Raw genomic sequence first — 13395 nt, 5'->3', positions numbered from 1 at the left:
AGGCGACCCCAGATTTTCCTTCTCCCTACGCTTATTGCTAACTTTTGAGGCGAACTTTTCAAACTCGTTTGCAAGTAAACTCAAACACGAAAAGTTGCCTTCAAAAGTTTACGCAACCGCTTCGGCGGAAAATAGGGGGGATAAATCATTTATCTATCCCAAGCTGCCTCTCTTTAGAAAAGAGGTGCTAGGGAGATTTGATTAGAGCCTAAAAGAGAAATCTGTTAGAATTTTGCCCATTCTAACACCCTAAAAGGATCATAAAAATGTTCTGGTTCAAAAATGTCATGATTTATCGCCTGACTTCGCCGCTTTCGTTGGAAAGTCATTCACTGGAAGAGCAACTGCAACAAACCAAATTTACCCCTTGTTCACAAAGCGATATGAGTAAATTCGGCTGGTCGAGTCCGCTTTCTGGTTCAGAATTATTACATTTTTCGCAGGGCAAACAGTTTTTACTGGTTTCACATAAAGAAGATAAGTTATTACCAGCGAATGTGGTTAAAAAAGAAACGGAAGAACGTATTGCCGTTTTAGAAGAAAAAGAAGCTCGTAAGCTTAAGAAAACTGAAAAACAAGCGATCAAAGATGATGTGGTGGCAATGTTGTTGCCTCGAGCATTTAGTAAGCACCAATTTACCGCAATTTGGTTGGATTTGGATGCACAGCTAGTTTATGTCGATGCAGGTTCAAGCAAACGAGCGGAAGATACACTTGCCTTGTTGCGTAAAACATTAGGATCATTACCTGTTGTGCCGATTTCATTTGCTTTATTACCAAGTGAAGTAATGACGAACTGGATTGCCAAAGGACATACACCTAATTGGTTAAATTTATTAGAAGAAGCAGAATTGAAATCGTTTGATACAGACAGCGTGATCCGCTGTAAACGCCAAGATCTGGAAAGTGACGAGATCGCCCAACATTTACAAGCGGGCAAATTTGTCACAAAACTTGCAATTGATTGGGATAACCATTTCTCGTGCGTATTGAATGAAGATGCAACACTTTCTCGTGTGAAATTTGCTGATGAAGTGCGTGAAAAGAATGACGATATTTTAAAGGAAGATATTGCTCAACGTTTCGATGCGGATTTCTTATTGATGACCGAAGAACTTAAATTATTTACTCAAAAAATGATTGAAGAATTTGGCGGTATTAAAGAGCGTATTTAGGAGAGCATTATGTTAGTCAGTGCAGAAATTTTGGAGCAATATCAGGCACTTATTTTTGATATGGACGGTACCATTATTGATACTATGCCAAGCCACGCCAAAGCGTGGGAAATTACCGGCGAACATTTCGGTTATCAAGTGGATAGCTCGGTAATGTATGAATTGGGTGGGGCAACCACTTACACCATTGGGCGTGAAATTATGCAACGAGCGAATATGCCGATGGAATTACTGGAAGAGGTGGTGCAAATGAAACGTAAAATTGCGATGGATCTCACTTACGAACATTCCTCGTTGCTACCGGCATTTGAGATTATCCAACACTATTCGGGCAAAAAGCCGTTAGCGGTCGGTACAGGCGCTCACCGTGTGCAGGCGTATAAATTACTCGATAAATTTAACCTACGCCCGTATTTCAACACGATTGTCGATGCGGACGATGTGAAACAACATAAGCCGTCACCAGAAACCTTTTTACTCTGTGCTGAGCGTTTGAGGGTAGAGCCTAAACATTGTCTGGTATTTGAAGATGCCGATCTCGGTATCCAAGCCGCCCTTGCCGGCGGAATGGATGTGTTTGATGTGAGAACCAATCAGATTACAAAGGCACGATAATTAACTCTCTCCCTTGCGGGAGAGAGCTATTTTCTAGTTCGCCACGGTAAAACGCTCAAATAAATGAGCTTTCTGTTCGACATCATCAGCAATCGCGGCGGCGAGATCCGGCACAGTAATATTAGCTGGGCTGCCGTCTGTGTTCAGCAACATATCATCTTTACCTAAACGATAAGTGCCGGTTTTATCGAAAGATAACGGTAAGACGGCAAACATTGCGGCAGGCGATAAAAATGCCCAGTTAATATCTCGGCGAGCTTGTAATTCAGTCAGTAAATTACGCACCACATTTGCCGCCGGATAAATTTCCGCAGGGAATTCCGCCGTATCAACTAACTGAAGATTCGGGGCAACATATAGGCTACCTGCTCCGCCGATGACCAATAAATACGGCACTTGAGCGGTTTTAGCCGCAGCTAAAATAGCCTTCCAACCTCGCTCGGTATCCGCTGCTAAGTTTGGATTGTCCCAACCGCCGTTAAATGCGGCTACTACGGCATCAAAGCCTTTTAATTTTTCGGCAAAATCAGCGGCATTTACGTCTGCTTGTACTGCCGTTACATTGTCCGCTTGGAATACTTTCTCAATGTTACGTGCAAAGCCGATGACCTGATGACCACGCTCAGCTAATTCTTGTACAGTTGTATTTCCGACTAATCCTGTTGCTCCGATAACTGCAATTTTCATTTTATGCTCCTATTTGATAAATGTTTGAGTATTGAGTTGAATCAAACCTTGTTCGGTTTGTTTAAAAATTTGCGGTACTCCACGTACACCAAGTTCTGCCGCTAATGCCGCCCCTTGGGTAATGCGTTCCTTAGCAAGATCTATCGTGGCAGAATTTTGCAAAATATTGACCGCTTGTGTAAAACCATTCTCAGTTAAAATTTGGCTGAGTACGTTAATATCCGCCGTATCTAGACCGTTTTCATAGCGAGCTTTTTGGAATAGGCGAAGCACGTTTAATTCTTGAGTGGGTTCTACTTGTCGTACCGCCGTTAAGGCTTGCACCAGTGCGAAAGAATTAAAGTTTTTCGCTCCAAGCAAGATATTTTGTCGGTAAGTTTCACTAAAAGATAGTCCGGTAAGTTGATGAATACGTTGGTCATTTGTCCAAGCGTGTTCTGCCCAATCGGCATCAATCAAACGGTCATAACTAAATAAGCCGGTTGGTATCAGTTCAATTTCGGCATTTTCCGATAATTCTGCCAAGCCGTTGGAGACGGCATAGCACCAGCCACATAAAGGGTCGAAAAGATAATAAATTTTTTGCATTTTATTTCCTTGAAATCTTATTTCTTCATCAGTAGATGAGCTGCATTATACGTAAATGAATCCAGTGAAAAAGAATCTCTTTAGCAAAAGTTTGTTTCATTATTTGAAATAAATTTGGTGAAAATAATGAATTTTAAATTATAATTGTTTCAATTTAAAATGTTAGAAGAATGAAAAATGGACAGAATTACAGCGATTCAAGTATTTTTAAATGTGGCGGAAACTCATAGTTTTACAGCAGCGGCGGAGAGAATGGAACTTTCTCGTCCAATGGTAACCAGAGCGGTTGCGTTAGTGGAAGAGTGGTTTAATGCCCGATTATTACATCGTACTACTCGCCACGTTTCGCTAACGGATGCAGGCAGACAAGCGGTCGAATATTGCCGAAAAATTGCAAATATAACCGATTCGATTGAGCAGGATTTTCATCAGCAACAAAATAGTTTGCACGGCACATTGCGTATTGCTTCGAATACTACCTTTGGCAGTTCGCATTTATTGGACGCAATTCAAACATTTATGGAAATACATCCGCAACTTAATGTGCAAATGCAGTTGGGAGATAAAGTAGTGAATTTGGTGGAAGAAGCGATTGATGTTGCGATTCGGATTACCAATAATCCGGATCCGAGTTTAATTGCTCGCCCATTGGCGAAGTGTCATTCCTTGATTGTCGCAAGCCCGAACTATTTAGCACGATACGGAACGCCAAAACGACCGGAAGATCTAAGTCAGCATCGCTATTTAGCTCATGCCAATATTAATAAAAAGGAATGGAAATTTAGCCAAGCTGATCAGGAAGTCCATTTAGAATTAACCAGCACCTTTACGACCAATGATACATTGGCATTATTGAACTTTACTCTTTCAGACGGCGGTATAGCAATGCTGCCGAAGTATTTGACTAGTGAACATTTAGCGGAAAATCGTCTGACTGCGATACTCACTGACTGGCAATTACCAACTTATTCGATTTATGCTCTTTATGCTTCACGCCATAAATTGTCGCCTAATGTTCGGCAGTTTGTGGACTTTTTAGTCGAACGTTTTGCCAACCAAGATTGGTGATACAAGCGGTTAAATTTTTAAGAGAAAAAGGAAATGCACTCTCTCCCCTTGCGGGAGAGAGACAGCGAAAATTGCGTCAAGCAATTTCCGCAGAGGGAGGGGTCAAGCCGCTTCCCGATGATAAAAACGCAAACTGTGTTCTTTTTGGCGGGCGGAACTGAAAGCGGATACGCGTTTTAAGTAGCCGATCACGCGTGTACCATAGTCGATATTTTGTGAACCGCATTTTGAGCAACTGCATAAGGTGCGTTTATCAATATGTGCACATTCGTTACAAATGGTGATTTTCACGTTAATACAGAAATAGTTGCAGCCGGTTTTTGCCGCAATATCAAGTAATGATCGATAGCCGCTTTGAGTAAGTGCTTCATCTAAATTAAGGTGAAGTGCTGAGCCGCCATCTAGCCACTCAATGAGTTCTTTTCCGTGGAGCAAGAATTTATCCAAAGCATTAGTGTTTTCGTCTTCAACCACATAGAAATAGGAGTTGTAACAGTCACGGGACACAAAATAGCCGTCTTGTTTATCCCATTTTGCGTTTTTCACACCAAGATTTTCTGCCGGTACAAATTCGGTATTGAATTTCACGCCATATTTTTTAGAAGCGGTCTGATTTGCTTCAAAAATCACTTTTAAACGGCTTTGTACAAACTGCATATAATCCGGATTATAACCGACAGTTAGCCCTTGTGATTCGGCCGCTTCCGCCATTCCATTAATACCAATCGTGAGGAATTGCTTATCTAAAGAGATAAATCCCGCATCATAAACCGGTAGCATTCCTGCTTCTAAATATTCTTCCATTAATTTACGGTAAGCATATTGGTATTTATGAATTTTGCCGACTTCTTCTTCTAAATTGCGCCCATCTTGCACTAAACGGTTCATATTAATAGTAATGACGTTAATCGAACCGGTCGCCACACCGCCTGCGCCTAATGAATAAGAGAAAGTGTGATCCGAGATTTCATTACGTAAACGGCAGCAAGAAGCAAGTGAATCAGGATTATCTGATTGATAAATAAAGAATGAATTACCTTGCGAAAGCTCTTCTGCCATTTGATCGGCAAATTGATTATCTTTGCATTTGCCGTTTTCGGTCAGCATTGCTGCCGTTACTACTGGGAAAGTTAAAATCGCTTTAGTGCGTTCTTGGTTAAACCATTTCATAAAGAAAATTTGTAAGGCAGAAGTCGTTTCCCAATTTGGACGTTCAAAATCAGGGAACACAAAATTGCCAAACATTGCATCGAAATAGTGTTTGTCATACAGCGAAATATTCCAGAACACGCTTTGATAACCACGTGCAGCTGCCGGTTGGTTAATGCTGTAAACCACTTGCTGTAAGTGATTTTCGATTTCACTACGGTGGGTTTCTAAATAGTTATCACCAAAATCTTTACGGGCAAAATAGTCAAAATAGGTGAGAAATTCAACGGTAGCGACTGCTCCAGCGAATTGTGAGCTAACGGCAAACACGAAATTCACAAACGAACCACAAAATGAGGCAAGGTGTTTTGGTGCTTTAGATTCACCACCTAATTTGGTGAGTCCGTCACGCAAGAAAGGATACATTGTGACAGAAACACAATATGGTTTGAGGCTCGTTTCATCGTGTACATAGATCTCGTGTGATTCAATTTGACGTAAGTATTCGCCCGAAAGTTCTTCATCAAATAATTCGGCAATTTTGTTGCTTACTTTTGCTCGGTTAATTTGCACAAAGAAGTCTTTCATCATTTCATTTTCCATTGTCGCAATATTTTTTTGCGTAACATTGGCATTTGCATCCATTTTTGAGCCGTCAGCTGCATTTTTGGCGTGTAAATAATGATGGATAAAGTCTAATTTTCCTTCAACTTGATTCGGTGTTAAGCGGATCATAATGATTAAACTCCTTTGAGAAATAAGTGGTTAAGGTTTTCGTTTGTGCGTAAATCAATAAAACGTTGATTGGTTGTGAGGCTATCTAATCCCCCTCGCTCAGCGAGCCATCGCCCTGTTTTTAGATAGGTTAATTCAGCCAATAAGGCCTCGGGTAACTCGTTTTTTTCTAGCCCTGTATAAAGGCAAGTATTTAGCCCTTTGGCTTTGACAAATTTCAATAATGTTAATAAAGATTCGGCTTGCCATTCGCCCCCTAAAAATAAGACACAACTGATTAAGCCATCATATTTTTCGAGTTGTTGATGTAGGTAAGTTTCAGTCAAAATTTGACCGCTTCCAGCTTTCCAACTTTCAGTGCTATGACACCCTTTACAGCCGATCGGACAGCCTGTCATCATAAAAGCGAGCGAAGTTTCGTTCGGTACTTCTTGCCAAACAATCTGTTCGGAACAGAATCTGAGTTTTTCCATTTGTTATAAAATTGTTACTATATATTGTGTTTGTTTTGTTGTTAAGCACAAGATGTTGTGCATTCTAATTATTGTTTTTGGAAAATAAAATCAAAAAATTTTTAGATGAAGACTTGCAATTTTCTAACTAATGGAAAAATAAAGCGGATAACGGATTGTAAATTTTTCTTACATTCTATTTTGTAGAGTAGCGGTAATGAGTGTTAAGGAAGACAATATATACCTAATCTTTTTTATTGTGAGAAAGGCTAAAAAACAGGATAATAGGCACCATTTTTATGAATGATTTCTAAAGAATAAGCGGTGGGATTTAGTAAAATTTTTGCAAAATCTTAAATGAAAACAACCGCTTATTTTTATTTTGTCTTTTTATTGTGGATACTATGGTCGATTATATTCTGTTAATTATTAGTACCGCACTTATAAATAACTTTGTGCTTGTGAAGTTTTTAGGGCTTTGTCCGTTTATGGGTGTGTCGAAAAAAGTAGAAACCGCAATCGGTATGGGAATGGCGACAACCTTCGTTCTGACGGTCGCTTCGTTATCGGCATATTTGGTTGAAACTTATGTCTTAATTCCTTTAGATGCACAATTTTTACGTACTCTCGTATTTATTTTAGTGATTGCAGTCATTGTGCAATTAACAGAAATGATTGTGCATAAAACCAGTCCGACTTTATATCGTTTATTGGGGATTTATTTGCCGTTAATCACGACTAACTGTGCGGTTTTGGGTGTGGCGTTATTAAATGTGAATTTAGCTAATAATCTTGTTGAATCAGTACTTTATGGGTTTGGTGCGGCACTAGGTTTTTCACTTGTACTTGTCTTATTTGCGGCGCTACGTGAGCGTTTAGCCGCTGCGGATGTGCCTCGTCCGTTTCAAGGCGCTTCTATTGCGTTAATTACGGCTGGATTAATGTCACTTGCTTTTATGGGCTTCACCGGTTTGGTAAAAATCTAATGTTAACATTTCCTATCATTGTTTATATCGTTATCGCTATTGCTGTGATCGCCCTGATTTTTGGTGCGGTTTTAGGCTATTCTTCAATTAAATTAAAAGTTGAAGCCGATCCTATCGTTGAACAAATTGATGCCTTGCTACCACAGAGCCAATGCGGACAATGCGGTTATCCCGGTTGCAAGCCATATGCAGAAGCGATTGCTAATGGTGATCAAATTACTAAATGTGTACCGGGTGGCCAGCCTTTGGTGGTAAAAATTGCGGATCTGCTTGGTGTAGATGTACCGGCAATGGACGGCGTGGAAGAGCCGGAAGTGAAAGTGGCATTAATTCACGAAGATATGTGTATCGGCTGTACTAAATGTATTCAAGCCTGTCCGGTCGATGCGATTATTGGTACAAATAAAGCGATGCATACGGTTATTCCAGATTTATGTACCGGTTGTGAATTATGTGTTGCACCTTGCCCGACCAATTGTATTGAAATGGTTAAACAGCAGACGACTACGAGAACATGGAATTGGCAATTTGATGAGAATTTAGTGATTCCGGTAGTGAATACAACGGATTTACAGAAAAAGCTGGTAATTGGCGGAGGTAAACATGAGTAATGCGATAGACGTATTGGATCGTATTCGCCAAGGCAACCAATCCGGTAAGCTATGGCACTTTCCGGGCGGTATTCACCCAATGCAGAATAAAAAACAATCGAATCAAAAGCCGATTCGCAGTTTGCATTTACCCAAATTTTTCTATGTGCCAGTAGTACAACATTCAGGTTGGGCAGGCGAGCTGTTGGTTAAGGTTGGCGATCATGTATTAAAAGGGCAACCACTCACTAAAGGCGATAATTATCGCCAGTTACCGGTACACGCACCAACATCAGGAACGGTTATCGGTATTGAGCCTTATGTATCTGCACATCCGTCCGGCTTGCCTGAAATTACCGTGATTCTTGAAACAGACGGTAAAGATGAATGGATTGAACATCAGCCGATTGAAGATTTCTTAACGCTGACAAGCGGTCAAATTATCGAAAAAGTTTACCAATACGGTATCGCCGGTTTAGGCGGTGCGGTGTTCCCCACCGCTTCAAAACTCAGTTTGGCGGATAAGCGTTGCAAAGTATTGATTATCAATGGTGCGGAGTGCGAGCCTTATATTACTTGTGATGACCGCTTAATGCAGGATTATACCCACGAATTTCTCGAAGGGATCCGAATTTTGCGTTATGTGCTACGTCCGGAAGAAGTGGTATTAGCGATTGAAGATAATAAACCACAAGCGATTAAAGCGATAGAAAAAGCATTAAAAGGTTCCAATGATATTACTTTACGTGTGATTCCGACCATTTATCCGTCTGGTGCAAGTGATCAACTGGTACAAGTCTTAACCGGTTTAGAGATCCCTCAAGGAAAACGTACCATTGAAATGGGCATTGTGATGCACAATGTCGGTACGGCATTTGCGGTTAAACGTGCGGTGATGGATGATGAACCTTTGATTGAACGCGTGGTAACGCTGACCGGTGATAAAATTCGCAATAAAGGCAATGTGTGGGCAAGACTTGGTACACCGATTCAACATTTATTGGAGCAAGTGGATTATCAAGCGGATAGTCGTTTTCCGGTCTTTTTAGGCGGACCAATGACCGGTTTTATTTTACCATCCTTACAAGCGCCGATTACAAAAACCGCAAACTGTATTATTGCCCCAGATCATTTTGAATATGCACCGCCGGAGCCGGAACGTAGCTGTATTCGCTGTTCAAGTTGCTCGGATGCCTGCCCAGTCAGCCTATTGCCGCAACAGCTTTATTGGTTTGCTCGTTCGGATGATCATGATAAATCGAAGGAATATCATTTAGACGCTTGTATCGAATGTGGTGTTTGTGCGTATGTTTGTCCAAGTTACATTCCGTTGATTCAATATTTCCGTCAAGAAAAAGCCAAAATAGCGGAAATTGAGGAAAAAGCGAAAAAAGCGGAAGAAGCGAAAATTCGTTTTGAAGCGAGAGAAGCTCGTTTACAAAAGGAAAAAGAGGCTCGTACTGCACGAATTGCTCAAGCCGCGGATAAACGCCGAGAAGAAATAGCAAATTCTGCCGGAGAAGATCCGGTGGCAGCCGCACTCGCTCGTATCAAAGCGAAAAAAGCAGAAACCGAAACACAGGTGGAAGCAGTCCATGCAAAAGCTAATGGTGAGCCGGATAATAGCGAATTAATGGCACAACGTAGAGCAAGACGTTTGGCAAAACAAGCTGAGGCTGTAACTGATGCAAGTGACGAAAATTTATCAATCAATACCGTACAACAGGATAAACAAACCGATTCTAAGAAAGCGGCAGTCGAGGCAGCGTTAGCTCGTGCAAGAGCAAAAAAAGCAGCTCAGCAAGCACCAGCGCAAGCGGTTGAAAATACTGAAGAAGTTGCAACGGCAACAGAAGCAGAAGACCCACGTAAAGCAGCGGTTGCGGCAGCGTTAGCTCGTGCAAAAGCGAAAAAAGCGGCGCAGCAATCACCAGCGCAAGCGGTTGAAAATACTGAAGAAGTTGCAACCGCAACAGAAGCGGAAGACCCTAGCAAAGCGGCGGTTGCGGCAGTGTTAGCTCGTGCAAAAGCGAAAAAAGCGGCTCAGCAAGCCTTGGAACAAGCGGTCGAAAATACTGAAAAAGTTGTAACGGCAACAGAAGCAGAAGACCCACGCAAAGCGGCGGTTGCGGCAGCATTAGCCAGAGCGAAAGCGAAAAAAGCGGCGCAGCAATCACCAGCGCAAGCGGTTGAAAATACTGAAGAAGTTGCAACCGAAACAGAAGCGGAAGACCCACGCAAAGCGGCGGTTGCAGCGGCAATTGCTAGGGCTAAAGCGAAGAAAATAGGATTAGAGTGACCAAATGACGAATTTATTTGACAGTCTATTGCCACAGTTGCCTTGGTCATTCTTATTTATTCAAGATTTGATCGGCACTATCGTGTTTGCCGTATCGGGGGCAATGGCAGCTCGTCAGCATAAAATGGATATATTCGGTATGTTCATTTTGGCGTTTGTGACTGGAGTTGGCGGAGGTACGTTGCGTGATGTGATGATCGGTAGCACACCTGTATTTTGGATGAAACAACCGATTTATGTACTGATGATTGCTCTGGCAGTTATTCTTACGGCTGTTTTTAAGAATAATATCAGCAAAAAAGAATGGCAAACAGGGCTGCTGATTTTTGATGCGATTGGTTTAGGTGTATTTACCGTAATTGGCGTACAGAAAGGTTTAGATTTCGGTTTGCATCCATTGATAGCTATTGCATTAGGTGGAATGACCGGCTGTTTTGGTGGAGTTATTCGGGATATTTTACGCAATGAAGTCCCCATCGTATTGCAAAAAGAGATTTATGTTACGGCAAGCCTTATTGGCGGTGTGATTTTTGTCTTGTTCTATGCCTCCGGTGTGGAAAGTCGTTGGGTCGATATTGCTACGGTTGGTACGGTGATTGTAATACGCTTATTAGCGATTCGATTTAATTTAAATTTACCGAGAATTTAAACGGAAAGGAATAATTTAATGTTTAAAATGGTCAGTTCTCCCCATACTCATTCGTCCAATTTAACGGCGAAATTTATGCTATGGGTTATGGTGGCAATGTTACCGGCACTAGGTATGCAAGTTTATTTTTTTGGCTATGGTGTGATTATTCAACTCGTTATTGCCATTTTTCTTGCGATTCTTATTGAAGTGACATTAGCAAAATTACGTAAAAAACCGACCGCTTTTTATGTCGCTGATCTAAGTGGGCTATTAACAGCTGCGATTTTAGCGATGTCAATTCCGCCTTATGCACCCTATTGGATTATGGTGATAGGTGTGATAGTAGCTTTATTACTCGCAAAACATAGTTACGGTGGCTTAGGACAGAATTTATTTAATCCGGCAATGGTTGCTTATGCGTTATTATTGGTTTCTTTTCCGGTGCAAATGACCGGTTGGTTAGTGCCGATTAATTTGTTAAATGAACCGCCGACATTCGCTGATGCAATTTCATTGGTCTTTTCTGGCGTCACTAGTGATGGTTTTAGTGTGCATCAATTATTGGGGAGTGTTGACGGTATCGCACAGGCAACACCGCTCGATAGTGCCAAAACCAGTATGCAGAAATTAGGGATTGAGGGCATATTACAATCACCGATTTTTAGCGGTATGTTCGCAAATGGTTGGTTACAAATTAATTTAGCCTTTCTTGCCGGTGGCTTATTGCTAATTTATAAACGTATTATTCATTGGCAAATTCCGGTGGCAATGTTGGCGATATTTGCTTTATTAAGTGGACTAACCGATTTATTGTTACCGCATACTCACTTAAATGTTGTGAGTCAACTTGTTAGCGGTGCAATGATGTTTGGAGCTTTCTTTATTGCAACCGATCCAGTTACTGCTTCGATTACACCTCGTGGCAAATTGATCTTTGGCGGCTTAATCGGTTTATTTGTGTATTTGATTCGTTATTACGGCAATTATCCTGATGCGGTGGCATTTTCTGTATTACTGGCAAATATTTGCGTACCACTCATTGATCATTACACTCAACCACGATTATATGGAACCGGAAGATAATGAATACATCCAAAATTACGACTAAATATGCCTTATTATTAGGTGTGATTGCCCTGATTTGTACCGCTGTTTCGACCGGTGTTTATTTGCTCACTAAAGGGCGGATTGATGAAGTCACGGCGGCTCAACAACGCCAATTTTTACAAGAAGTTGTGCCTGAGAGCCATTTTGATAATGATTTGCTCGGTTCTTGTAAAATAGTGAATCTGCCGAATGCACCCTATTTAAATCGCATCTATATGGCAAAAAAATCGGAAAATTTGACCGCTTATGCGATTCAAGCAACCGCTCCGGATGGCTATTCGGGTAATATCGTATTATTAATCGGGATTCAGCCGGATGGGAAAGTACTTGGCGTACGAACACTAGAACATAAAGAAACACCAGGATTAGGCGATAAAATTGAAACGCGTATTTCGGATTGGATTTTGTCCTTTAGTGGTAAGTTATTTAGCCTAGAAAATGAATCGTTATGGGCAGTCAAAAAAGACGGTGGTCAGTTTGATCAATTTACCGGTGCGACGATTACGCCTCGTGCAGTAGTGAATAATGTACGTCAAAGTGCAAAATGGGTGGTGACGGAGCTAGCAAAATCTCCTGAACAATTAGAAACTTTTGCGAGCTGTAAATAAGAAATTATCGTATGAATACTGAAAATCAAATTCCGGTGACGGAAATCGATACGACAAAACAGGCAGAACCGTCAATTTGGCGTAACTTACTGGCTGAAGGCGTATGGAAAAATAACGGTGCTTTAGTGCAATTATTAGGGCTTTGTCCGTTATTGGCGGTGTCTAGTAATGTGACTAACGCCCTTGGTTTAGGATTAGCGACCTTATTAGTATTGGTTTGTACTAACACAATGGTATCGTTATTTCGTAAATTTACCCCAAATGATATTCGTATCCCGATTTATGTGATGGTTATTGCGACTGTCGTGACGGCAGTGCAGCTCCTAATGAATGCTTTTGCCTATCCGGTTTATCAATCGCTTGGGATTTTTATTCCGTTGATTGTGACTAACTGTATTGTCATCGGTCGAGCAGAAGCTTTTGCGTCTAAAAACTCGGTAGCACATTCCGCCTTTGACGGTTTTGCAATGGGACTTGGTATGACGTTCAGTCTGGTCGTATTAGGTGCAATGCGTGAACTGATTGGCAACGGCACTTTATTTGACGGTTTGGATTTATTGCTGGGCGATTGGGCAAAATCTTTGCGTGTTGATGTGTTACACTTAGATTCCGGTTTATTGTTGGCAATTTTACCTCCCGGTGCTTTTATAGGGCTTGGGGTAATTTTGGCGGTAAAGAATATGATTGATAAGAAATAGAGAACCG

At 41.3% G+C, this 13395-nt stretch carries 14 protein-coding genes; 10 read left to right on the top strand and 4 right to left on the bottom strand.

The annotated features are described in order from the left end of the window. The first annotated feature begins 266 nt into the window (after positions 1-266). A complete protein-coding gene (rdgC, locus tag NYR60_RS04720) occupies positions 267-1175 on the top strand; it encodes a recombination-associated protein RdgC (RefSeq protein ID WP_279465792.1) in 909 nt (302 codons plus the stop codon). Positions 1176-1184: 9 nt separating this feature from the next. Next, positions 1185-1790 carry a beta-phosphoglucomutase family hydrolase gene (locus NYR60_RS04715; RefSeq protein WP_278225900.1) on the top strand — a complete coding sequence of 202 codons (606 nt, stop codon included), beginning with the start codon at positions 1185-1187 and terminating at the stop codon, positions 1788-1790. A 33-nt stretch (positions 1791-1823) separates the two neighbouring features. Here the strand turns inward: NYR60_RS04715 and NYR60_RS04710 are convergent, their stop codons facing one another. Beyond that, positions 1824-2477 (bottom strand): NAD(P)-dependent oxidoreductase, encoded by a 654-nt coding sequence (locus NYR60_RS04710; protein ID WP_279465790.1) that lies wholly within the window; start codon positions 2475-2477, stop codon positions 1824-1826. Positions 2478-2486: 9 nt separating this feature from the next. Beyond that, positions 2487-3065 (bottom strand): DsbA family protein, encoded by a 579-nt coding sequence (locus tag NYR60_RS04705; RefSeq protein WP_279465789.1) that lies wholly within the window; start codon positions 3063-3065, stop codon positions 2487-2489. 177 nt (positions 3066-3242) lie between these two features. On the opposite strand from NYR60_RS04705, the gene NYR60_RS04700 reads away from it, so the two are divergent. Then, complete coding sequence (locus tag NYR60_RS04700; RefSeq protein WP_039197504.1) at positions 3243-4133, top strand: LysR family transcriptional regulator; 891 nt, start codon at positions 3243-3245, stop codon at positions 4131-4133. Positions 4134-4235: 102 nt separating this feature from the next. Here NYR60_RS04700 and nrdD read toward each other — a convergent pair whose 3' ends face one another. Both nrdD and nrdG read right to left on the bottom strand, forming a co-directional pair. After that, positions 4236-6017: an anaerobic ribonucleoside-triphosphate reductase gene (nrdD, locus tag NYR60_RS04695; protein ID WP_279465788.1), complete on the bottom strand. Its 1782-nt coding sequence runs from the start codon at positions 6015-6017 to the stop codon at positions 4236-4238. A gap of 5 nt (positions 6018-6022) precedes the next feature. Beyond that, positions 6023-6490 (bottom strand): anaerobic ribonucleoside-triphosphate reductase activating protein, encoded by a 468-nt coding sequence (gene nrdG, locus NYR60_RS04690; RefSeq protein WP_279465787.1) that lies wholly within the window; start codon positions 6488-6490, stop codon positions 6023-6025. A 383-nt stretch (positions 6491-6873) separates the two neighbouring features. Here nrdG and rsxA point away from each other — a divergent pair, with 383 nt between their 5' ends. The 7 genes from rsxA to NYR60_RS04655 are packed head-to-tail and all read left to right on the top strand — an operon-like array spanning position 6874 to position 13388. Next, a complete protein-coding gene (gene rsxA, locus NYR60_RS04685; protein ID WP_279465786.1) occupies positions 6874-7455 on the top strand; it encodes an electron transport complex subunit RsxA in 582 nt (193 codons plus the stop codon). Continuing rightward, on the top strand, positions 7455-8066 hold the full coding sequence (rsxB, locus tag NYR60_RS04680; RefSeq protein ID WP_279465785.1) for an electron transport complex subunit RsxB: 612 nt from the start codon (positions 7455-7457) through the stop codon (positions 8064-8066). The genes rsxA and rsxB overlap by 1 nt, the downstream gene beginning before the upstream one ends. After that, entirely contained in the window at positions 8059-10344 is a 2286-nt protein-coding gene (gene rsxC, locus NYR60_RS04675; protein ID WP_279465784.1) for an electron transport complex subunit RsxC, read from the top strand. Before rsxB ends, rsxC begins: the two co-directional genes overlap by 8 nt. A 4-nt stretch (positions 10345-10348) precedes the next feature. After that, entirely contained in the window at positions 10349-10993 is a 645-nt protein-coding gene (locus tag NYR60_RS04670) for a trimeric intracellular cation channel family protein (RefSeq protein WP_279465783.1), read from the top strand. An 18-nt stretch (positions 10994-11011) separates the two neighbouring features. Beyond that, positions 11012-12058, top strand: coding sequence for an electron transport complex subunit RsxD (gene rsxD / locus NYR60_RS04665; RefSeq protein WP_279465782.1), 1047 nt, complete (start codon positions 11012-11014; stop codon positions 12056-12058). Then, positions 12058-12690: an electron transport complex subunit RsxG gene (gene rsxG / locus NYR60_RS04660; RefSeq protein WP_279465779.1), complete on the top strand. Its 633-nt coding sequence runs from the start codon at positions 12058-12060 to the stop codon at positions 12688-12690. Before rsxD ends, rsxG begins: the two co-directional genes overlap by 1 nt. 11 nt (positions 12691-12701) lie before the next feature. Further along, complete coding sequence (locus NYR60_RS04655; protein WP_279465778.1) at positions 12702-13388, top strand: electron transport complex subunit E; 687 nt, start codon at positions 12702-12704, stop codon at positions 13386-13388. The last annotated feature ends 7 nt before the right edge of the window (positions 13389-13395 follow it).

Origin of the sequence: Actinobacillus genomosp. 2, assembly GCF_029773605.1 — a bacterium.
GTDB lineage: Bacteria > Pseudomonadota > Gammaproteobacteria > Enterobacterales > Pasteurellaceae > Actinobacillus.
The sequence above is the reverse complement of the archived record's forward strand: the minus strand, read 5'-3'. Positions and strand labels throughout refer to the sequence as shown.